Below are 21,676 nucleotides of genomic sequence, written 5' to 3' on the forward strand. Positions count from 1 at the left end.
CGGCGGGCCCATCGCCTCAAACGCCAAGGGCCACTCGCGTGGCCCTTGCTGCGACCGGACACGACCCGCAGGTCGCGACGGGATCTCAGGCGCCGGGTACGGGTTCCGGGGTCCGCCCAGTGTTGCGGCCGGTTGTCGCCATCGATGCCCGCATTGTGCGCGGCGCGTGTGACGGTGAGATGTCGAATTGCCGGCACGAAGGGCCGGTTTATGGCCGCGCCACCGGCACCTCGACGGCGGGCGGAACCCGGGTGCGGTTCGGGCCTCCAACCCGGCGCTGACCCCCGGGGCGGATAATCGGCGCGCGGCCGACGGCGTGCGGCCATCGAGGCCCCGGCATCACCGGCCGATCCGACGTCGCCGGTATGGCTTCCTCCCACCCCACCGCGAGCACGTCCATCATGAAGTCGTCGTCCCTCCTCCTCGTTGCGGGCCTCGCGCTGGCCACGGCCGGCGTGGCCGTGGCGCAGGAGCGTCCGCGCTCCCTCAACGACGCGCGCTCCGACGTGATCCACGGCACCGGCGGCATCACGCTGTTCGACTTCGGTCGCAAGTCCGAGCCGGCCGCGGCGGCAGCCCCCGCGCCGGCCGCGCCGGCGGCTGGCGCACCCGGTGCAGCGGGCAATGCCGCTGCGCCCACGTCGGGCTGGGGCACGCCGGTGGCGGTGCCCGCCGGCTCGACGACGCGGGCCGCGACGGCGCCGTCGGCGGCGCCCGCGGCGGCACCTGCGCCGGCCGCACGCAAGCCGCTGTTCGGTAACCTCGGCGAGATCTTCGGGCCGCCGTCGGGCGAGCCGCTGAGCTCGGCCAAGAAGCACGAGTCGCCGTCGTCGGGCATCGCGCTGCCGACCGGGCGCTGAGGGGCCGCGCCACGGTGCGCGGCCTCACTTGAGCTTGGCCATCACCTGCTCGAGGTAGCCCAGCAGCAGCGCCGAGACGACGAAGGTCACGTGGATGATCGTCATCCACATCATCTTCGTGTCGTCGTACTGCGCGGCGTTGAGGAAGACCTGCAGCAGCTGGATCGACGAGATCGCGACGATCGACGACGCGACCTTGATCTTCAGGCTGCCGGCGTTGAGCTTGCCGAGCCACGCGATGTCACTCTCGCCCTCGTCGAAGCGGCTGACGAAGTTCTCGTAGCTGGCGATCATCACCATCACGATCAGGCTGGCCACCAGCGCCGAGTCGATCAGCGCCAGCATCGCGAGGATCATGTCGGCGTCGCTGTAGACGAGCGCGTTGGCCGCCACCTTGCCGAGCTTGGCGATGAACGACACCGCGTAGATCGCGAGTGCCACGCCCAGTCCGATGTAGAAGATGACGAGCAGCCAGCGCCCGGCCAGGATCGTGCGCTCCAGGAACAGTTCGATCGTCTTCACCCCACCCTCACGTCGTTGTCGCTTCGTCTTCGTGCGGCGCGGATGGTAGCCAAGCGCGCCGTTGCCGCGCTCAGCGGGTCGGCGCGGCGGCGATCTCGCGCCGCAATGCCGCCACCAGCGCCAGCCCGGCGAGCGAGCACGCGCCGGTGACGGCCCAGGTCCAGTGCCAGCCGCCGGCGCGGCTGGCCACCCACGCCACCAGCGGCGGGCCGGCGAACTGGCCGAACGACGACCACTGCTGCACCCAGCCCACCGTCGTCGACAGCGTGTGCTCGCCCGGCGCGAGCCGCACCGCGAGCGAGAACAGCGTCGCCGGGATCATGCCGCCGAGCATCGAGAACGCGAGCACCGCCACGTAGCGCAGCCACGGCGGCGCGCCGCCGTCGGCCGGCCCGGCGAAGGCCAGCGCCGCCGCGAGCGCCATCGCGACGTAGCCGGCCGCCAGCAGCAGCGGCTGCGGCGCGCCGCGGTGCAGCAGCCGGCCGGCGGCGACGTTGCCCAGCGTGTTGACGCCGGCCGCCAGCGCGGTCAGCAGGCCGGTCGCGCCGGCTGCGACGCCGGCGGCGGTGTAGATCGTCGGCAGGAAGCCGATCACGGCCAGCCACTGGCCCGAATACATCGCGAACGCGAGCGCCACGAGCCACGGCCCGCGCGCGCCCAGCGTGTGCGCGAGGCGCGCGGTCCACGCGGTCGTGCCGCCGCGCGCGGTGCCGCCGGCCGGGGGTGGCGGCGCCGGCACCGCTCGGGCAACGACGACGGCGGCCAGCGCCGACACCGCGGCCAGCAGCCCCCACCACGGCCGCCAGCCGAACGCGGCGATCGCCAGCGGGCCGGCGAGCAGCGCCAGCGCGGTGGCCAGCGGCATGTAGGCGCCCCACAGCCCGAGCATCAGGCTCACGCGCTGCGGCGGCACCAGCTGGCGGATCAGCCCCGGGGCCGGCAGCGCGACGAGCAGGAAGCCGAAGCCCTCGATCGCGCGCAGCGCCATCAGTGCGGCGACGCCGTCGGCCGCGCCGCCCGCGGCGCTCGCCAGCGCGAGCACCGCGAGCCCCAGCACCATGCTGCGCTTCAGGCCCAGCCCGTCGGCGAGCACGCCGAACGCGACGCCGAGCGCCATGCCGGCGAACTGCACGAGCGACAGCAGGAAGCCGGCCTGCACCAGCGTCAGCCCGAGCGCCTGCTGCAGCGCGGCGATCGCCGGCGGCAGCTTGCCCACGTGCAGCGCGCCGCCCACGCCGGCGGCGATCACGATCAGCGCCGCGCGCAGCGCGGCGTCCTCGTCGCGCGGGTCCCGGGGGGCGGCCGCCGTCATCGGGCGAGCGCGCGGCGCAGCCGCTCGCCGGCGGCGCGGCCGACGCTGCCCACCGCGACCGCCGACAGCCCGTCGGCGAGCAGCCGCTCGAACGTCGCGCGCACCTGCGCGGCGTCGACGGCATCGATGCGCGCGAGCACCTCGTCGAGCTCGCGCACGCGGCCGAACGCGAACAGGTCCAGCGCCGCCTCCTCGAGCCGCTGCAGCGGCGCCTCGAGCGCGCGCAGCCGCTTGACGCGCAGCTGGTGGCGCGCGCGGTCGAGGTCCACCGCGTCGATGCGCTCGGCGTGGCGGCGCAGCAGCGCGGCGACTTCGTGCACGAAGTCGTCGAGCAGCGCCGCCGAGGTCGAGGCCTCGACGACGAACTGGCCGCTGACGTCGAGCACGTCGGCGGCGCAGGTCGCGTGGTAGGCCAGCGGGCGCTGCTCGCGCACGCGCTGCAGCAGCGGCGAGCTCATCCCCTCGCCGAACACCACGGCGGCCACCGTGCCGGCGTCGTCGCCGGCGCCCAGTGGCGGCAGCGCGCCGCCGATCAGCACGTGCGCCTGACCGCTGCCCGCGAGCGCCTTCGCGCGCACGTCGCCGCGGTACGCCGGCGGCGCGACGGTGTGCGGCGTGCCGGCGGCCATGTCGCCGAACGCGGCGTCGACGGCGCGCACGACGGCGTCGGCGTCGACCGCGCCGGCCACGCCGACGACGACGTTGGCACCGGTGTACTGGCGCTGCACGAAGCCGAGCAGGTCGGCGCGCGTGAGCCGCTCGATGTGTGCGCGCGTGCCGATCACCGGCTGCGCGGCCGGGTGCAGCCCGAAGCAGGCGTGGTCGAACAGCCGGTACGCGGCGTCCATCGGGTCGTCCTCGACCTCGGCGAACTCGTGCAGCAGCACCTGGCGCTCGCGCTCGAGCTCGTCGGCCGGGAAAGTCGGGTGGCGCACGATGTCGCCGAGCATGCGCACGAAGTCGAGCGCGTGCTCGGCCAGCCCGCGCATCTGGAACGCCGTGTGGTCCTTGTCGGTGTGCGCGAGCACCTCGGCACCGAGCCGCTCGGCGTCGAGGTTGATGCGCTGCGCGTCGCGCGTCGTCGTGCCCTTGAACGCCATGTGCTCGATCACGTGGCCGATGCCGGCCAGCGCGCGCGGCTCGTGCGCGCTGCCGCTGCGCACGAACACGCTCGCGCACGCGGTGGCCAGGTGCGGCAGCGGCAGCACGGCCACGCGCACGCCGTTGGGCAGCGCGGTGACGAGGCAGGCGGGCGGTGCGGCGGTGGGCGTCGACATGGGGCGCGGATTCTCGCGCGCCGCCGGTTCACGCGTCGGCCACCGCCTCGCCCCAGTAGTGATACGAGACGAACTTCGGCCCCGGCAGGTAGCGCGACTGCACGTCGGCGCGAAAGCCTGCATCGCGCAGCAGCGCCGGGATGTCGCGGTCGAGGTGGCAGCCGCCGGCCACGCAGCGCCACAGCGGCGTGAGACGCTGCTGGAAGCGCCACACGCGCGCGTCGGGCGCGCGTCCGTGCTCGGCGAACAGCAGCCGCCCGCCGGGGGCGAGCACGCGGCGCATCTCGCGCAGTGCCGCGATCGGGTCGGGGATCGTGCACAGCGTGTAGGTGCTGACGACGGTGTCGAAGCTCGCGTCGGGCGCCGGCAGCCGCTCGGCCGACAGCCCCATCAGCTGCACGTCGAGCCCGGCGGCGGCGATGCGCCGCCGCGCAAGCCGGTGCATGCGCAGCGCCGGCTCGACGCCGACCACCGAGGTCACGCGCGTGCGGTCGTACAGCGGCGCGTTCAGTCCGGTGCCGATGCCGACTTCGAGCACGCGGCCGCGGGCGCGCGGGATCACGAGCAGGCGCTGCCGGCGGATCGGCGCCAGCCCGCAGGCCAGGTCGATCAGGTACGGCAGGACGTGGTCGTCGTACCAGCGCATCGCGCGCCGCGTACCGTCACTTGACGCACTGCATCTGGTGCGCGCCGCCGGCGTGCTGGCTGATCACGCACGACGTGCCGCCGCACAGGCAGTGCACGACCTGGATCGACAGGTTCGCGACCGGCATCGGCGCCGAGCACTGGCACGCCGGCGGCGCGCCGAGGCCGAGCGCCTGCGCACCGGCCGGCGCCGCGCTGCCGGGCAGCCCGCCGAGGACGGCGGCGGCAGCGACCGCGCTCACGGCGACGGCGGCGATCGCGAGGCGAAGGCGTGCAAGCGCAGACATGGTGACCTCCTCGTCCGAATGCAGACCCGCGCCGCCGGCCGGTCAGCGCGCGTGGTCGCCGCGCGGCGGCTCGAGCACGTAGACGACGCCGAACGCACCGACCGAGACGGTGCGGTCGTCGACCGTCGTGTACGACGCGACGCCGAGCGAATGGTAGGTCGACGTGAACGCGGTCAGCGCACCGAGACCGAGCGCGCCGGCCAGCGGGCTGCGCTCGGCGACGACGGCACGGATCTCGGCGCGGTGGCGCTCGGCCGACGGGTTGAGGGCGAAGGCGGCCGCCGTGACGGCGGCAGCGACGATGGCGGAGACGGCGGCTTTGGGCATGGGCCATTGTGCGCGGGCTGCCGTCGCACGGCGTCACCGAAGGTGTCGCTCGCTCAGCGTGCGGCCGCGCCGGCGCCGCGCAGCCCGCGCAGCATCCACAGCCCGACCAGCGGGCCGACCGCGAGCCACGGCAGCACCGTGGCCAGCGGCGCGTGCGACGCGAGCCGCACGTGCAGCTCGATGCTGACGATCGAGATCGCGAAGCCGATGCAGTTGGTCAGCATCAGCACGCTGCCCATCGCGTGGCGCGGCGCGTTGCTGGCCGTCAGTGCGCTGAACTGCGGCGAGTCGCCGGTGACGGCGAAGCCCCAGACCACGAGCCACAGCGCGAACAGCGCGGCCGGCGCGTCGATCAGCCACGGCGTGAGCAGGCAGCACACGCCGCTGGTGGCCAGCCACGCCGCGGCGACCGGCGCGCTGCCGATGCGCCTGGCGAGCAGCCCGCCGACGACACAGCCGAGGGCGCCGGCCACGCCGAGCACGCCGAACGCCGCGAACGACAGCGCGGCGCCGTCGAGCCGCGTCGCGAGCACCAGCGGCATCAGCACCCACATCGTGTACAGCTCCCACATGTGGCCGAAGTAGCCGAACACCGACGCGCGCACCTTGCGGTCGGTCCACAGCGTCGCGAGCGCGCCCCAGTCGAAGTGCGCGGGCCGCGCCGGCGCCGCGTTCGTGGCCGGCGGCTCGGGCAGCAGCCGCCACAGCAGCACGCCGCCCGTGGCGGCCAGTGCCGCGACGCCGAGCATCACGCTCGGCCACGGCAGCGCGGCGCCGAGCCCGCGCAGCGCGTGCGCGCTCGCCGAGCCGACGATCAGTGCGCCGATCAGCAGCCCGAGCGCATTGCCCAGCCCGAGCGGGAACCACTGCGCTGCGAGCTTCATGCCCACCGGGTAGATGCCGGCGAGGAAGAAGCCGCTGGCCAGCCGCAGCACGAGCAGCGCGTCGAAGTCGCGCACGACGGCCCACGCGCCGACGGTGCACGCGGCGCTGGCCAGCGAACACAGCAGGAACACGCGCCGTGCCGAGTGGCGGTCGGCCACGGCGAGCAGCGCGAAGACGAGCGTGCCGGCGATGAAGCCGAGCTGGTACGCCGACGTCAGCGTGCCGACCGCCGCGGTCGACCAGCCGAGCTCGCGCTGCAGCTCGGGCATCACGGCGTTGACGGCGAACCACGGCGCGGTGCCGAGCAACTGCGCGACGACGAGCGCGGGCAGCACGCGGCGCGGCGCGACGACGGTCTCGGGGCGTGCGGGCTCGGCGGCGGGTGCGGCGGCGGACATCGCGCCAGTGTCGCCGTGCCGGCGCCGGCTTGCGCCCCGTCAAAGCCCGAGCTTGTGCCTGCCGGGGCGATCCCGTACGCTGGCTCGGCACAGCCGTCGCAGCCGCCCCCGGCAAGTCGCCCGCGACCGCGGCGCACCGGCGCAAGGAGACCCCCGATGCCCACCGCACAGACCCCGGCCGCCAGCATCGCCGCCATCCGCACGCTCGCGCTCGTCGGCCCCGCGTCCGCCGGCAAGACGAGCCTCGCCGAGGCGCTGCTGCACCGCGCCGGCATGATCGGCGCACCCGGCAGCGTCGAGCGCGGCAGCACCGTCAGCGATTTCGACCCGCTCGAGCGCAAGATGCAGCACTCGCTCAACAGCGCCGTGATGCACCTGCGCCACGGCGGCTGCCGCATCCACCTGATCGACACCCCCGGCGCGAGCGACTTCGCCGGCCAGGCGCTGCCGGCGCTCGAGGCCGTCGAGACGGCGGCGATCGTGATCAATGCCGCCGCCGGCATCGAGCCGGCAGCGGTGCGGATGATGGAACACGCCGCCGAGCGCCAGCTCGACCGGCTCGTCGTCGTCAACAAGATCGACGCGCAGGGCGTCGACCTGCCAGGCCTGCTCGCGCAAATCCAGGCCACTTTCGGCAAGGAGTGCCTGCCGCTGAACCTGCCCGACGAAGGCGGCGCGAAAGTCGTCGACTGCTTCTACAACCGCGACGGCCACAGCGACTTCGGCCGCGTCGCCGACGCGCACCGCGCGCTCGTCGAGCAGGTCGTCGAGGTCGACGCGGCGTTCGTCGAGCGCTACCTCAACGACGGCGACGTCGACGCGAGCGAGCTGCACGCGCCGCTCGAGCAGGCGCTGCGCGAGGGGCACCTGATTCCCGTCTGTTTCGTCAGCGCGCGCACCGGCGCGGGCGTGGCCGAGCTGCTCGACGTGATCGTCAAGCTGCTGCCGAATCCCGCCGAGAGCAACCCCCCCGACTTCCTGCGCGGCGAAGGCGCGGGCGCGCAGCCGATGCACGCCGAGCCTGACCCGGCCAAGCACGTGCTCGCGCACGTGTTCAAGGTCACGCAGGACCCGTACGTCGGCAAGATGGGGATCTTCCGCGTCTGGCAGGGCACGGTGACGCCGAACTCGCAGCTGTACGTCGGCGACGGGCGCAAGCCGTTCAAGGTCGGGCACCTGTTCATGCTGCAGGGCAAGGACCACGTCGAGGTGAAGGACGCGCTGCCGGGCGACATCGCGGCGGTGGCCAAGGTCGACGAGATCGCGTTCGACGCCGTGCTGCACGATGCCGCCGAGGACGACCACATCCACCTGAAGCCGCTCGCGTTCCCGACGCCGGTGCACGGGCTGGCGATCACGCCGAAGCGCCACGGCGACGAGCAGCGCCTGTGGGAGATCCTGACCAAGCTCGTCGACGAGGACCCGTGCCTGAAGGTCGAGCACGTCGCGACGACCAACGAGACCGTCGTCTACGGCCTCGGCGAGCTGCACCTGCGCGTGCTGCTCGAGCGGCTGCGCGACGTCTACAAGTTCGACGTCGACACCAAGCCGCCGCGCATCGCGTACCGCGAGACGGTCACCGCGAAGGCCGAGGGCCACCACCGCCACAAGAAGCAGACCGGCGGCGCCGGCCAGTTCGGCGAGGTGTTCTTGCGCGTCGAGCCGCTGCCGCGCGGCGCGGGCTTCGAGTTCGTCGACGAGGTCAAGGGCGGCGTCATTCCGGGGCCGTTCATCCCCGCGGTCGAGAAGGGCGTGCGCGAAGTGCTCGCCAGCGGCGCGATCGCCGGCTACCCGGTCGTCGACGTCAGGGTCACGGTCTACGACGGCAAGCACCACAGCGTCGACAGCAAGGAGATCGCCTTCGTCACCGCCGCGCGCAAGGCGATGCTCGCGGCGGTGCGCGAGGCGCGGCCGATCGTGCTCGAGCCGGTCGTGCACGTCGAGATCACGGCGCCCGAGTCGGCGATGGGCGACATCACGGGCGACCTGTCGTCGCGGCGCGGGCAGATCAGCGGCACGCTCGGCGGCGCGAACGGCACGATCGTCGTGCGCGGGCAGGCGCCGCTGTCGGAGCTGGCGGGCTACCAGTCGCGGCTGAACGCGATGACCTCGGGCCAGGGGCGCTACACGATCGCGTTCAGCCACTACGAGCCGGTGCCCCCGGCCGTGCAGCAGCAGCTGACGGCCGCCTGGCACGCCAAGGACGAGGACTGAGCCCCGCGGCTCCATGCCCGCCTGCGCGGGCATGGACGGGGCGAAGGCCGTGAGCTCTGCGAGCGGCAGGCCCCGCGGCTCCAAGCCTGCCTGCGCAGGCTTGGACGGCATTCAGGCCACGAGCTCTGCGAGTGGCAACAGCCGCGGCTCCATGCCCGCGGACACGGGCCTGCGTTACCGTGCGGCCCCGATGAACGAGTCGCTCAGCCTCACTTACCTCGTCGGCGGCGTCGTCGTGCCGCCCGTGTCGCTCGTGCTGGCGGCACTGCTCGGCCTATGGGTCGCGCGCCGCCGTCGTGCGCTCGGCGGCGCGATCGCGGCCACCGCGCTGGCTGGCCTGCTCGCGCTGAGCCTGCCGGTGGTCGCGTTTGCGCTGATGACGCGCCTCGAAGGCCCCGCCGCGCCCGACCCGCGGGCCGCGGCGCGCGACGCCGGCGCGATCGTGATCCTCGGTGGCGGCGTCGCGCGCGGCGCCGTCGAGTGGGGCGGCGACACGGTGGGCGTGTTCACGCTGCAGCGCCTGCGCTACGGCGCGCACCTGGCCAAGGCGCTCGGGCTGCCGGTGCTGATCACCGGCGCGGCGCCGGCCGACGGCAGGCCCGGCGAGGCGGCGATGATGCGCGACGTCCTTCAGCGCGAGTTCGGCGTCGACGTGCGCTGGTTCGACGAGCGCGCGCGCACGACGGCCGGCAACGCGCGCGAGGCGGCGGCGCTGCTGCGTGCGGCCGGCGTGGAGCGCGTCGTGCTCGTCACGCACGCGTTTCACATGGTGCGCGCGCGCGCCGCGTTCGAACGCGCCGGCCTGCAGGTGGTGCCGGCGCCGACCGGGTACATGGGCTACGCAGGCGGTGCGTTCGAGGCGGCGCACCTCGTGCCCAACGGCGACGCGCTGCGCGTGTCGTACGTCGCGCTGCGCGAGATGGCGGCGCGGCTGCTGTACCGCGCCGTCGACCGGCAGTAGCCCTGGCGACGGGGTGCCGGGCGGGGACATCGGTCACGCGCGCGACCGCACCGTAATTCCCCCGGTCGCGCGGGGGTAATGCGCGCCGGCACAATCCCGACTGTCGAAGGGGGAGTAGCCGGCAGCCGCGTCGAAACGGCGCCCTGCCGCGGAAGCCCGTCAGTACGAAGCCGCAGCCGTCAGGCTGTTTCCGCTTCCGGGCCCGCACGAGACGCACGTCTCGCGCAAGACCTTTCGGCGCGATCCCCAACCCTTCACTTCTCGGGAGTGTCGATGGCTTCCATCGCGCCGGCCTGGCTCTGGGCCTTCTTCGTCGTTTCCGTCATCGTCGCGCTGTTCATCGACTTCGTCGTGCTGAAGAAGCAGGGCGCCCACGCGGTGGGCGTCAAGGAAGCGCTGAACTGGTCGCTCGTGTGGGTGGCGCTGAGCTTCGCGTTCAACGGCCTGTTCTGGTGGGCGGTCTACCAGGACCACGGCATGGAGGTCGCGAACACGAAGAGCATGGAGTTCCTGACCGGCTATCTGATCGAGAAGAGCCTGGCGGTCGACAACATCTTCGTGTTCCTGATGATCTTCACCTACTTCGCGGTGCCGCCGGCGTTCCAGAAGCGGGTGCTGATGATCGGCATCATCGGCGCGATCGTGCTGCGCACCGTGATGATCCTCGTGGGCTCGTGGCTGATCGCGCACTTCCACTGGATCCTCTACGTGTTCGGTGCGTTCCTGGTCGTCACCGGCATCAAGATGTGGTGGGCCTCGGGGCAGGAGCCCGACCTCGAGAGCAACCCGGCGCTCAAGCTGCTCAAGCGCTTCATGCCGGTGAGCAAGGGCTTCGACGGCGAGAAGTTCTTCACCGTCGAGAACGGCAAGAGGATCGCCACGCCGCTGCTGATGGTCGTCGCGCTCGTCGGCGTGACCGACGTGATCTTCGCCGTCGACTCGATCCCGGCGATCTTCGCGATCACGACCGACCCGTTCATCGTGCTGACGTCGAACATCTTCGCGATCCTCGGGCTGCGCGCGATGTACTTCCTGCTCGCTGCGGTGGCGACGAAGTTCCACCTGATGAGCTACGGGCTGGCGGTGATCCTCGTCTTCATCGGCACCAAGATGCTGCTGATCGACGTCGTCAAGATCCCGGTGCTGGTCTCGCTCGGCGTCGTCGTCGCGGTGCTGGCGATCACGATGGTGTGGAGCGTCAAGACCGCGCCGCGCCTGCCGCAGCGCACGGCCGACGAGGCCGCCGGGGGCTGAGGGCGGCGCCTGCCCTCGCCCGAAGGCCGCGCGCGGGCAGCCGTGCGTGGCCTCTTGCGCTTGAACGGCGGGTCTGGCTCGCAGGCGGTGCGACGGGGTGCGCCGTCTTCCTTTGATCGTGCGCAAAGTCCGCCGGGGCGCAGCGGCTATCGTTAGTTGACCACCGCACCGAGGGCATCGTCCGTTGAAGCGGTTTGGGCACGAGCAGGGGCGCGAGAGCGGCCCGTCAAGCCCCGGCGCGAGCGCCGGGGTCGTGGCCCGAAGTGCAGGCGGACCTGCGCGAGCAGGACCCGACGCGCGGTGGCCTTTTTCCCTCAGTCGGCGGCGCGTGGCCGCACTTTCGCAGCGGCCTGCTTGGCCACGCGGCGCGCGGTGTCGACGTCGTCGGCGCGTGCCAGCGCGACGCCCATGCGCCGCTTGACGAAGCTCTCGGGCTTGCCGAACAGGCGCAGGTCGACGCCAGGCAGCGCCAGCGCCTCGTCGACGCCGTCGAACACGATGCCCTTCGCGTCGACGCCGCCGTAGATCACCGCGCTGGCGCCGGCGCTCTTGAGCGCCGTGTCGACCGGCAGCCCGAGGATCGCGCGCGCGTGCAGCTCGAACTCGCTTTGCCACTGCGTCGTCATCGTCACCATGCCGGTGTCGTGCGGGCGCGGGCTGACCTCGCTGAACCACACCTGCTCGCCCTTGACGAACAGCTCGACGCCGAACAGGCCCAGCCCGCCGAGGTCGTCGGTGATCGCCTGCGCGATCGCGCGCGCGCGCTCGAGCGCGGCCGGGTGCATCGGGTGCGGCTGCCAGCTCTCGACGTAGTCGCCGCTGACCTGCACGTGGCCGATCGGCTCGCAGAAGTGCGTCTGCACGCCGCCGTCGGGCCCGAGCGCGCGCACCGTCAGCTGCGTGATCTCGTAGTCGAAGTCGATGAAGCCCTCGACGATCACGCGGCCGTGGCTGACGCGCCCGCCCGCCATCGCGTAGTCCCACGCCTTCGTCACGTCGCCCGGGCCGTCGACCTTGCTCTGGCCTTTGCCCGAGCTGCTCATCACCGGCTTGACGATGCACGGATAGCCCACCCCAGGCTTCCCATTCGCGCCGTCGATGGCCGCCTGCAGCTCGGCCAGCGAGTCGCAGAAGCGGTACGGGCTCGTCGGCAGGCCGAGCGTCTCGGCGGCCAGACGCCGGATGCCCTCGCGGTCCATCGTCAGCCGCGCGGCGCGTGCCGTCGGGATCACGCGCACCTTGCCCTCGGCCTCGAGCTCCTGCAGCACCGGTGTGGCGATCGCCTCGATCTCGGGCACCACCAGCATCGGCCGCTCGGCCTCGATCAGCGCGCGCAGCGCCGCCGGGTCGCTCATCGCGATCGTGCGCGCGTGGTGCGCGACCTGCTGGCCCGGCGCATGCTCGTAGCGGTCGACGGCGATCGTCTCGACGCCCAGGCGCTGCAGCGCGATCAGCACCTCCTTGCCGAGCTCGCCGGCGCCGAGCAGCATCACGCGCGTGGCGGTGGGAGACAGCGGGGTGCCGAGGGTCGTCATGGCGGTCGGGCGCGAGGCGCGGTGGTGGCGATCGGCGCCGATGGTAGCCGCGGCTCAAGCCGGCCGCGCGCCCGGCCGATAACCCGAGCAGCCGACGAACCCGCGATGAACGACGCCGCCCTGCCGCCGATGCTCGAGCGCCCGCTGCGCGACCTGGATGCGTGGACGGCGTGGCTGCGCGCCGCGCCGATCCCGGTGCTCGCGTACACCGCAGCGTCGATCGACGAACTCGTCGACCACGAGGACGCCGTCGACGCGCGGCTGCTCGCCGAGACGATCGGCGACGACCCGCTGGCGACGCTGCGCCTGCTGGTGCACGTCGCGGCGCTGCGCGGCGGGCGCGACACGGGGCAGGCCGAGACCGTGACCGCGGCGCTCGTGCTGCTCGGTGTCACGCCGTTCTTCCGCGCCTTCACCGGGCTGCCGACGGTCGAGGCGCGCCTGGCGGACCACCCCGAGGCGCTCGCGGGGTTCCAGCGCGTGCTGCGCCGCTCGCAGCGCGCCGCGACGTTCGCGCTCGGCTTCGCGGTGCACCGCGCCGACCCCGACGCGCCGGTGATCCACGAGGCGGCGCAGCTGCACGACTTCGCCGAGATGCTGCTGTGGTGCCACGCGCCGGCGCTGATGCTCGAGATCGCGCGCCGCCAGGCCGCCGAGCCGACGCTGCGCTCGGCGGTGGCGCAGCGCGACGTGCTCGGCATCGAGCTGGCCGACCTGCAGCACGCGCTGATGGTCGCCTGGCGGCTGCCGCCGCTGCTCGTCAAGCTCGACGACGACCGGCACGCCGACACGCCGCCGGTGCGCTGCGTGCTGCTCGCGCAGCGGCTCGCGCGCCACACCGCGCGCGGCTGGGACGACCCGGCGCTGCCCGACGACGTGAGCGACATCGCGCAGCTGCTGCAGCTCGGCCCCGAGCCGACGAGACGGCTGCTGCTCAGCCTCGACGCCTGAGCTCGGGCAAGCGACGCGACCGGCGCCGTGCCGCCGACGCTCAGCCGCCGAGCGACAGCACGCCCTGCACGCCGAGCACGACGAGCAGGTAGCGAAAGCCCTTGCCGAGCGCGATCCACAACACGCTGCGCGGCAGATCCAGCCGCAGCCAGCCCGCGGCGAGCACGAGCGCGTCGCCGGCCAGCGGCACGAACGACAGGAACAGCGCCGGCGGCCCGAAGCGCTGCAGCCGCTGCATCTGCCGCTCGTCGAGCTTCCACTGCACGCGCTGGAAGCGCTCGTAGCCCTGGCGTGCCGCGTAGCCCATGCCGAAGGTCAGCAGCGCCCCGCAGACATTGCCCGCGAGCGCGACCGCGAACGCCGGCCACGCCAGCGCGGGGTACGCCGTGATCAGCCCGATCATCACGACCTCGCTCGATCCGGGCAGGATCGTGGCCGACAGGAACGCCGATGCGAACAGGCCCCACAGGCCGGCCTCGGCGCTCAGCCACGACTGGACCCAGGCCGCGAACTGCGTGATCGATTCGAGCATGGGCGCGCATTGTCGCTGCGCCCTGCCGGTGCGGCGGGCGGCTACACCGGCACCGCGCTCGCGCTCTTGATGCGCTCGAGCACGAAACTCGTCTTGACGTCCTGCACGGCCGGGTGCTTGAGCAGCGTGTCCATGATGAAGCGCGAGTAGTGCTGCATGTCGGCGACGACGACGGTCAGCAGGTAGTCCATCTCGCCGGTCAGCGCGACGCACTCGACGACTTCGGGCCAGGCCTGCACGCCGGCGCGAAACGCTTCCATCGGCGTGCGCTGGTGGCCCTCGGTGTGCTTCTCGAGCCGCACGTTGATGACCGCCGTCAGCCCGAGCCCGACGCGCTCGGGCGGCACGACGGCGACGTAGCGCGCGATCACGCCCGCCTCCTCGAGCCGCTTGACGCGGCGCAGCGCCGCCGACGCCGACAGCCCGACCTGTCCGCTGAGTTCGTCGTAGGTCATGCGTCCGTCATGTTGCAGCGCACGAAGGATGCGCCTATCGATCGCATCAAGCTCGATGGCAGTGCTCATGAATGCGAGTGTGCATCAATCGTGCGTAGTCTGCCCATGGCACGCCTGAACTTGCAGGAAATCTGCGCCGAAGCGGTCCTACAGTGCAGCGTCCGACCGCGGCCGCGTCCGGCCGGCGGCCCGTTCCCCCTCCCCCACTGCTTGCGAGGAGCGCGCGATGAGCACCTTCACCCCCTGGGACAACCCGATGGGCACCGACGGCTTCGAGTTCATCGAGTACGCCGCGCCCGACCCGAAGGCGATGGGCCAGCTCTTCGAGCGCATGGGCTTCGTCGCGATCGCGAAGCACCGCCACAAGAACGTGCTGCTGTACCGGCAGGGCGAGGTCAACTTCATCGTCAACGCCGAGCCCGACTCGTTCGCGCAGCGCTTCGCGCGCCTGCACGGGCCGAGCATCTGCGCGATCGCGTTTCGCGTGCACGACGCGAAGGCCGCCTACGAGCGCGCCGTGTCGCTCGGCGCCTGGGGCTACGCGAACACCGCGGGGCCCGGCGAGCTGAACATCCCGGCGATCAAGGGCATCGGCGACAGCCTGATCTACTTCGTCGACAAGTGGCGCGGCAAGGGCGGCAGGAAGCCGGGCGACATCGGCGACATCGGCTTCTACGACGTCGACTTCGAACCGCTGCCCGGCGCGAGCCTGAACCCGCCCGGCTTCGGCCTGACGACGGTCGACCACCTGACGCACAACGTGCACCGCGGCCGCATGGGCGAGTGGGCCGAGTTCTACGAGCGCATCTTCAACTTTCGCGAGATCCGCTACTTCGACATCGAGGGGCAGGTCACCGGCGTCAAGAGCAAGGCGATGACGAGCCCGTGCGGCAAGATCCGCATCCCGATCAACGAGGAAGGCAACGACAAGGCCGGCCAGATCCAGGAGTACCTCGACCGCTACCGCGGCGAGGGCATCCAGCACATCGCGCTCGCATCGAACGACCTCGTCGCGACGGTCGATCGCCTGCGCGCGGCCGGCATCCAGCTGCTCGACACGCCCGACACGTACTACGAGCTCGTCGACCGGCGCATCCCCGGCCACGGCGAGAACGTCGCCGAGCTGCAGAAGCGCAAGATCCTGATCGACGGCAAGGCCGGCGCGCTGCTGCTGCAGATCTTCAGCGAGAACCAGCTCGGCCCGATCTTCTTCGAGTTCATCCAGCGCAAGGGCGACCAGGGTTTCGGCGAAGGCAACTTCAAGGCGCTGTTCGAGAGCATGGAGCTCGACCAGATGCGCCGCGGCGTGCTGAAGACCGAACCCGTCGCCTGAGGTCGCCGCGATGGGCACCGCAGCGTCGATCGACTTCCACTCCGGCGTGAACCGGGGTGTGCCGCCCGTCACGTACGGCGAGGGCGACCGCCCGCCGCGCGGCGACTACGCGAGAGCGCGCGCCGACTACACCTGCGAACAGGACTGGGCGCAGTACAGCGCCGCCGACCACGACACCTACCGCCGGCTGTACGCGCGCCAGATGGCGCAGCTGCCGGGCCTGGCGTGCGACGAGTTCATCGCCGCCGTCGGGCAGCTCGGCGCGCCCGATCGCATCCCGCGTTTCGACGACGTCTCCGAGCGGCTGATGAAGGCCACCGGCTGGCAGATCGTCGGCGTGCCCGGGCTGATCCCGGAGGAGGCGTTCTTCGCGCTGCTCGCGGCACGCAAGTTCCCCGTGACCGACTGGATCCGCCGGCCCGACGAGTTCGACTACGTCGTCGAGCCCGACATCTTCCACGACCTGTTCGGCCACGTGCCGCTGCTGTTCGACCCGGTGTTCGCCGACTACATGCAGGCCTACGGCGAAGGCGGGCTGAAGGCCAGCCGCCTCGACGCGTGCGAGCTGCTCGCGCGGCTGTACTGGTACACGGTCGAGTTCGGCCTGATCGCGACGCCGCAGGGCCTGCGTGCCTACGGCGCCGGCATCCTCAGTTCGGCCGGCGAGCTGCGCTACAGCGTCACCGACCCGGCGCCCCGGCGCGTCGCGTTCGACCTGCGCCGCATGATGCGCACGCGCTACAAGATCGACACCTACCAGTCGATCTACTTCGTGATCGACTCGTTCGCGCAGCTGTTCGATGCCACCGCGCCCGACTTCGCGCCGCTGTACCGCGAGGTGCGCGCGTCGATCGCGCGCGACGGCGAACTCGCCGCCGGCGTCGTGCTGGCCGGCGAGCGCGAGTTCGCGTCGGCGTCGGCCTGACGCGCGGGCCGGCGGCGCGGCCGCGGCGTCCCCTGCACGCATCAGCGGCTTCAGCGTGGCGGCAGCGCAAGCTGGCGCTGCACCTCGGCGAACACGGCGTCGTCGAGCGCCATGTCGACGTGGCCGGTGGCGCGCACGTGGTGCGCCGCCGCGCCCGGCAGCACGGCCGTGCTCGGCGGGAACACGATGTTGTCGCAGTGGCCGTAGAAGCAGACGAACGGGGGGCGCTCGCCCGCCGGTGGCTCGCGCTGCGCCAGCGCGGCGAGCCACTCGCCGTGCCAGCGCATCTGGCGGGCGTTGGCGCTGAACGCGAAGCGGGCCAGCCAGGTGCCGTGGTGCGGCGTGCCGATCGTCACGACGGCGTGCACGTCGCGCACGCGCCGCGACTGCGCGAGCCACTCGCGCACCGCGAGACCGCCCATGCTGTGCGCGACGACGAGCGGCGGCACGCCGGTGAGGTCGAGCAGCCGCTGCACGGCCGCATCGACGGTGGGCGCATAGGCCTCGATCGGGCCGAACACCGGATCGAGCGTGACCGCGACGCACGGCACGCCGGCGGCGCGCAGGCGCTCGAGCCACGGGTTCCACAGCCCTCGGTTGCACAGGAAGCCGTGCACCAGCACGACGCCGCGCCGGCCCCTCGCATCGTCGGGCAGGTGGTCCGGCACGGCGTCGTGGCGAAACGGCTGGCGCCAGCCGAAGACGACGAGCGCGGTCCAGGTCTCGCGCGACCACGCGCGCAGCAGCTCGGCCGGCGTCGCGCGCGGCGCCGGGTCGTCGCCGTGCAGCAGCGGGAGCAGCACGAACTCGGCGCCGAGCACCGCGCCGTGGCCGAACATCGGCACCAGCACGCCCAGCAGCGCGAGACCGGGGCGTCCGTGCGCCAGCGCCGTGCCGACCCACAGCACGGCGACGGTGGCCAGCAGCGCGACGAGCGCGCGCTGGAGCCGGGCCGCCCCCATCGCGGCTCAGGCACCGACGCCGCCGTGGCGGCGGCGCGGTTTGCAGCGGTGCCATCGTTGCATCACCGCGATGTTGCATCATTGACGTCGCACGGCCCGTGGCGACTTGCCCGCGGCCGTGCGCGACGACCGATGTCCACTGCCGCTGCCGACGCCATCCTCGCCGACCTCGGGCGCGTCGACCACGAGCGCCGCGCCCGCGCCGCCGACGCCGGCCTCGCGGCCGCCGTCGTGCGTGTGAAGGCCTACCAGCAGAAACGCTTCGAGACGACGTACGCCGACCTGCTGGCCGACCCGCGCTACGCGGCGGCCGCGCGCTTCTTCCTGCAGGAGCTGTACGGCCCGCACGACTTCACGCAGCGCGACGCGCAGTTCGCGCGCATCGTGCCGGGCCTCGTGCGGCTGTTCCCGCGCGAAGTCGTCGACACCGTGGCGCACCTGGCGGCGCTGCACGCGCTGTCGGAAGAGCTCGACACGCTGATGGGGCGCGCGCTCGGCGCGCGAGCGCTCGACCGCGCGGTCTACGTCGAGCTGTGGCAGCGCGTCGGGCGCGCGCACGACCGCAAGCGCCAGATCGAGCTGATGCACCGCGTCGGCCTCGACCTCGACGCCTACACGCGCAACCCGCTGCTGCGCCACAGCCTGCGCATGATGCGCGCGCCGGCCCGGCTGGCCGGGCTCGACGCGCTGCAGCGCTTCCTCGAGTCGGGCTTCGACACGTTCCGCGCGATGCGCGGCGCGCAGTCGTTCCTCGCGACGATCGTGCGCCGCGAGACACTGCTCGCCGAGCGGCTGTTCGCGGCCGCCGACGCGACGGCGGTGTCGGCCGACGACCCGCTCGGGCAATTACCGTAGCGCGCCGGCCCCGTTGCCGGTGACGATGCGCCGGTTTGCCGTTGACTTGCCACTGCCTGGAGGGAGCCTTCCGTGCCTGCCGTGATCGACCCGCCCGCCGCCGGTGCCGCCGTCGCCAGGCCGTGGCTGAAGCAGTACCCCAGCGGTGTGCCCGCCGAGGTCGAGATCGACCCGCGCGCGACGCTCGTCGATGTCCTCGAGCGCTCGTTTCGCCAGTTCGCCGCGCGCGACGCGTGCGCGTGCATGGACGTGCGGCTGCGCTACCGCGACATCGACGAGCTGTCGCAGGCGCTCGGCGCCTACCTGCAGTCGCTCGGGCTCGAGCGCGGCGCGCGGGTGGCGCTGATGATGCCGAACCTGCCGCAGTACATGGTCGCGATCGCCGCGGTGCTGCGCGCCGGCTACGCGGTGGTCAACGTCAACCCGCTGTACACGCCGCGCGAACTCGAGCACCAGCTGAAGGACTCGGGCGCGCAGGCCATCGTCGTGCTCGAGAACTTCGCGACCACGCTCGAGGAAGTGATCGAGCGCACGCCGGTGCGCCACGTCGTGCTCGCGGCGATGGGCGACCTGCTCGGCTTCTGGAAGGGCAACCTCGTCAACTTCGTCGTGCGCCACGTCAAGAAGATGGTGGCCGAGTTCCGGCTGCCGCTCGGCGACGGGCGCAGCGTGGTGCGCTTCAACATGGCCATTGCCGAGGGCACGCGCCTGCACCTCAGGCGCGCCGACGTCGGCCCCGACGACGTCGCGTTCCTGCAGTACACCGGCGGCACCACCGGCGTGTCGAAGGGCGCGACGCTGCTGCACCGCAACGTGGTGGCCAACATCGTGCAGACCGAGGCCTGGTTCAAGCCGATGCTCGACACGCTCGGCGGCAAGCCGCTGACGGTGGTGTGCGCGCTGCCGCTGTACCACATCTTCGCGCTGACGATCTGCTACTTCATGGGCGCGCGGCTCGGGATGATGAACCTGCTGATCCCGAACCCGCGCGACATCCCCGGCTTCGTCAAGACGCTGGCCAAGTACCGCGTCAACATGTTCCCGGCCGTCAACACGCTGTTCAACGCGCTGGCCAACGACGCCGACTTCGCGCGGCTGGACTTCAGCGAGCTCGTCGTCTCCAACGGCGGCGGCATGGCGGTGCAGCAGGCCACCGCCGAGAAGTGGCTCAAGGTCACCGGCTGCCCGATCGTCGAGGGCTACGGTCTGAGCGAGACCTCGCCGGTGGCCACCAGCAACCGGCTCGACAAGCGCGAGTTCACCGGCACGATCGGGCTGCCGATCCCGTCGACCGACATCGCGATCCGCGACGACGACGGCCGCGACGTGCCGCCCGGCACCCCGGGCGAGATCTGCATCAAGGGCCCGCAGGTGATGGCCGGCTACTGGAACCGCCCCGACGAGACGGCTAGGGTCATGACGCCCGACGGCTACTTCAAGAGCGGCGACATCGGCGTGATGGACGAGCACGGCTACATCCGCATCGTCGACCGCAAGAAGGACATGATCCTCGTGTCGGGCTTCAACGTCTACCCGAACGAGATCGAGCAGGTCGTCAGCCTGATGCCCGGCGTGCTCGAGTGCGCCGCGGTCGGCGTGCCCGACGAGAAGTCGGGCGAGGCGGTCAAGCTGTTCGTCGTCAGGCGCGACCCGACGCTGACCGAGGACGACGTCGCGCGCTACTGCCGCGACAACTTCACCGCCTACAAGCGGCCGAAGCACATCGAGTTCCGCGACGAGCTGCCGAAGAGCAACGTCGGCAAGATCCTGCGGCGCGAGCTGAGGCACTAGGTCCGCCCCCACAGCGAGCGGCAGGCGTCGATGTGCGTCGGGCGGCGCGAAGCCTTCAGCGCATCGGCAGCAGCAGCTTCGCGACGCCGCGGACCGACGCCATCTGGCTCGGGTCGGCGGTCTCGTCGAGCACGCCGGCCATGCGGCGCACGAGCGCCGGCGTGCGCCGCGCACGCCAGATCACGAGGTCGGCGAGCCAGGGGTGGTGGTTGACGCGGTTGGCGCGCTCGTAGAGGTCGTAGCGCGGCTTGAGTGCCGCGAGCGAGCGCTCGTAGCCGGCGCGCGCGGCGGCGTCGTCGAGGCCCTCGCGCCGTGCGCGCACGATCGCGTGCGCGGCGAGCAGCCCGGTCTCGAGCGCCTTGCCGATGCCTTCGCCGGTGAACGCGTACGTGCTGCCGGCGGCCTCGCCGGCCACGAGCAGCCCGGGCCGGCTCCACGCCGCGCCGTCGAGCGAGCACCGCAGCGGCGCGCCCTTGAGGTCGCCGAGCCAGGTGCCTTCGGCCAGCAGCTCGCGCGCCGGCGCATGGACCTCGGCGAACGCGGTGAACATCGCGCGCAGGTTGACGTCGGCCATCGTCGCGCGGCCGTCGGCGCCGGCGGCGTGGCTGTGCGTCAGGCCGACGCCGACGTTGAACACGCCGCCCGGCCCCGGGAAGATCCAGCCGTAGCCGCGCGCCAGCCGCCGGTGCCAGACGACTTCGAGCGCACGCAGCCGCCCGGCCAGCCCGTCGTGGCGCACGTAGCCGCGCAACGCCACCGCGCTGGGCGTGCGCCGCCGGCACAGCCCGGCGGCGATCAGCGCCTGCGGCACGGCACCGGTGGCGAGCACGACCCAGCGCGCGTACACTTCGTTCAGGCGCTCGCCCGCGCGCAGCCGCGCGCCGACGACGCGCCCACCGTCGAGCAGCGGGGCTTCGAACCGCCATGGCGCCGCCAGCATCGCGCCGGCGCGCGTGGCCGCCTGCGCCAGCAGGTGATCGAGTTCGCGCCGCGGCAGCACCGCCAGCGTGCCCGGCACCTCGACGCGGCCGCCGCGCGGCGCGATGCAGGCCACGTGCGTCGCGCGCTGCGCGCGGTCCATCACCTCGTCGTGCACCCCGAGGCGGCGCAGCGCCGCGTGCGCGTCGGGAATCAGACCGTCGCCGCAGACCTTGTCGCGCGGGAAGCGGTGCTGGTCGACGAGCAGCACGCCGACGCCGTCGCGCGCCAGCGCCTGCGCGCACGCGCTGCCGGCCGGGCCGGCGCCGACGACGAGCACGTCGCAGCGGGTGGGCAAGTCGTCGGGGGTCATCGGACGCAGGGTCCGATTGTAGGAACGCGGCCGCGGCACTTGACCGACGTCAACACGCGGGACCGTCGCCGCTGCCAACATGCGCTGCCGTGAGGAGCCCGACG

Annotated in this window: 21 protein-coding genes; 9 read left to right on the forward strand and 12 right to left on the reverse strand. The window is 72.8% G+C overall.

Annotated elements, in window-relative coordinates:
• Nucleotides 1–401: 401 nt before the first annotated feature.
• Complete coding sequence (locus tag DRV96_RS09515) at nt 402–860, forward strand: hypothetical protein (RefSeq protein WP_119290294.1); 459 nt, start codon at nt 402–404, stop codon at nt 858–860.
• A 24-nt stretch (nt 861–884) separates the two neighbouring features.
• On the opposite strand, the gene DRV96_RS09520 is transcribed toward DRV96_RS09515, so the two are convergent.
• The 7 genes from DRV96_RS09520 to DRV96_RS09550 form a co-directional block, all read right to left on the reverse strand.
• Complete coding sequence (locus DRV96_RS09520) at nt 885–1,382, reverse strand: TIGR00645 family protein (RefSeq protein ID WP_119290296.1); 498 nt, start codon at nt 1,380–1,382, stop codon at nt 885–887.
• A gap of 70 nt (nt 1,383–1,452) precedes the next feature.
• Entirely contained in the window at nt 1,453–2,694 is a 1,242-nt protein-coding gene (locus tag DRV96_RS09525; RefSeq protein ID WP_119290298.1) for an MFS transporter, read from the reverse strand.
• Nucleotides 2,691–3,971: a M16 family metallopeptidase gene (locus tag DRV96_RS09530; RefSeq protein WP_119290299.1), complete on the reverse strand. Its 1,281-nt coding sequence runs from the start codon at nt 3,969–3,971 to the stop codon at nt 2,691–2,693. The genes DRV96_RS09525 and DRV96_RS09530 overlap by 4 nt, the downstream gene beginning before the upstream one ends.
• A gap of 28 nt (nt 3,972–3,999) precedes the next feature.
• Complete coding sequence (locus tag DRV96_RS09535) at nt 4,000–4,617, reverse strand: class I SAM-dependent methyltransferase (protein WP_119290301.1); 618 nt, start codon at nt 4,615–4,617, stop codon at nt 4,000–4,002.
• 16 nt (nt 4,618–4,633) lie between these two features.
• Entirely contained in the window at nt 4,634–4,903 is a 270-nt protein-coding gene (locus DRV96_RS09540; protein ID WP_119290303.1) for a hypothetical protein, read from the reverse strand.
• 42 nt (nt 4,904–4,945) lie between these two features.
• The gene (locus tag DRV96_RS09545; protein WP_119290305.1) at nt 4,946–5,230 is read right to left on the reverse strand and encodes a hypothetical protein; all 285 of its coding nucleotides are present in this window, start codon (nt 5,228–5,230) and stop codon (nt 4,946–4,948) included.
• 53 nt (nt 5,231–5,283) lie between these two features.
• On the reverse strand, nt 5,284–6,513 hold the full coding sequence (locus DRV96_RS09550; protein WP_119290307.1) for an MFS transporter: 1,230 nt from the start codon (nt 6,511–6,513) through the stop codon (nt 5,284–5,286).
• Between the two features lie 156 nt (nt 6,514–6,669).
• On the opposite strand from DRV96_RS09550, the gene fusA reads away from it, so the two are divergent.
• The 3 genes from fusA to DRV96_RS09565 all read left to right on the forward strand — a co-directional run bounded on the left by fusA (nt 6,670) and on the right by DRV96_RS09565 (nt 10,942).
• Nucleotides 6,670–8,727, forward strand: a complete 2,058-nt coding sequence (fusA, locus tag DRV96_RS09555; protein ID WP_119290309.1) for an elongation factor G — start codon at nt 6,670–6,672, stop codon at nt 8,725–8,727.
• Between the two features lie 190 nt (nt 8,728–8,917).
• Nucleotides 8,918–9,688 carry a YdcF family protein gene (locus tag DRV96_RS09560; protein WP_162911004.1) on the forward strand — a complete coding sequence of 257 codons (771 nt, stop codon included), beginning with the start codon at nt 8,918–8,920 and terminating at the stop codon, nt 9,686–9,688.
• Nucleotides 9,689–9,961: 273 nt separating this feature from the next.
• Nucleotides 9,962–10,942, forward strand: coding sequence for a TerC family protein (locus DRV96_RS09565; RefSeq protein ID WP_119290361.1), 981 nt, complete (start codon nt 9,962–9,964; stop codon nt 10,940–10,942).
• Nucleotides 10,943–11,256: 314 nt separating this feature from the next.
• On the opposite strand, the gene purT is transcribed toward DRV96_RS09565, so the two are convergent.
• Nucleotides 11,257–12,477, reverse strand: coding sequence for a formate-dependent phosphoribosylglycinamide formyltransferase (gene purT / locus DRV96_RS09570; RefSeq protein WP_119290313.1), 1,221 nt, complete (start codon nt 12,475–12,477; stop codon nt 11,257–11,259).
• Nucleotides 12,478–12,582: 105 nt separating this feature from the next.
• Here purT and DRV96_RS09575 point away from each other — a divergent pair, with 105 nt between their 5' ends.
• A complete protein-coding gene (locus tag DRV96_RS09575; protein ID WP_235823356.1) occupies nt 12,583–13,428 on the forward strand; it encodes an HDOD domain-containing protein in 846 nt (281 codons plus the stop codon).
• A gap of 40 nt (nt 13,429–13,468) precedes the next feature.
• Here DRV96_RS09575 and DRV96_RS09580 read toward each other — a convergent pair whose 3' ends face one another.
• Nucleotides 13,469–13,960: a YqaA family protein gene (locus tag DRV96_RS09580; RefSeq protein ID WP_119290315.1), complete on the reverse strand. Its 492-nt coding sequence runs from the start codon at nt 13,958–13,960 to the stop codon at nt 13,469–13,471.
• A gap of 41 nt (nt 13,961–14,001) precedes the next feature.
• On the reverse strand, nt 14,002–14,484 hold the full coding sequence (locus DRV96_RS09585; protein WP_119290317.1) for an Lrp/AsnC family transcriptional regulator: 483 nt from the start codon (nt 14,482–14,484) through the stop codon (nt 14,002–14,004).
• Between the two features lie 157 nt (nt 14,485–14,641).
• Between DRV96_RS09585 and hppD the strand changes: the two genes are divergently transcribed.
• Together hppD and phhA are read left to right on the forward strand one after the other, a co-directional pair.
• A complete protein-coding gene (gene hppD / locus DRV96_RS09590) occupies nt 14,642–15,748 on the forward strand; it encodes a 4-hydroxyphenylpyruvate dioxygenase (RefSeq protein WP_119290319.1) in 1,107 nt (368 codons plus the stop codon).
• 10 nt (nt 15,749–15,758) lie between these two features.
• Nucleotides 15,759–16,673, forward strand: coding sequence for a phenylalanine 4-monooxygenase (gene phhA, locus DRV96_RS09595; protein WP_119290321.1), 915 nt, complete (start codon nt 15,759–15,761; stop codon nt 16,671–16,673).
• Between the two features lie 50 nt (nt 16,674–16,723).
• Here phhA and DRV96_RS09600 read toward each other — a convergent pair whose 3' ends face one another.
• Nucleotides 16,724–17,635 (reverse strand): esterase/lipase family protein, encoded by a 912-nt coding sequence (locus DRV96_RS09600; protein WP_119290323.1) that lies wholly within the window; start codon nt 17,633–17,635, stop codon nt 16,724–16,726.
• A 132-nt stretch (nt 17,636–17,767) separates the two neighbouring features.
• On the opposite strand from DRV96_RS09600, the gene DRV96_RS09605 reads away from it, so the two are divergent.
• Both DRV96_RS09605 and DRV96_RS09610 read left to right on the forward strand, forming a co-directional pair.
• Nucleotides 17,768–18,490 carry a DUF8198 family protein gene (locus DRV96_RS09605; RefSeq protein ID WP_119290326.1) on the forward strand — a complete coding sequence of 241 codons (723 nt, stop codon included), beginning with the start codon at nt 17,768–17,770 and terminating at the stop codon, nt 18,488–18,490.
• A 72-nt stretch (nt 18,491–18,562) separates the two neighbouring features.
• Entirely contained in the window at nt 18,563–20,281 is a 1,719-nt protein-coding gene (locus tag DRV96_RS09610) for a long-chain-fatty-acid--CoA ligase (RefSeq protein WP_272867954.1), read from the forward strand.
• Between the two features lie 55 nt (nt 20,282–20,336).
• On the opposite strand, the gene DRV96_RS09615 is transcribed toward DRV96_RS09610, so the two are convergent.
• On the reverse strand, nt 20,337–21,572 hold the full coding sequence (locus tag DRV96_RS09615) for an NAD(P)/FAD-dependent oxidoreductase (RefSeq protein WP_119290328.1): 1,236 nt from the start codon (nt 21,570–21,572) through the stop codon (nt 20,337–20,339).
• Nucleotides 21,573–21,676: the final 104 nt, after the last annotated feature.

The organism is Azohydromonas sediminis (genome assembly GCF_003574675.1).
Classification (GTDB): Bacteria; Pseudomonadota; Gammaproteobacteria; order Burkholderiales; family Burkholderiaceae_C; genus Calidifontimicrobium; species Calidifontimicrobium sediminis.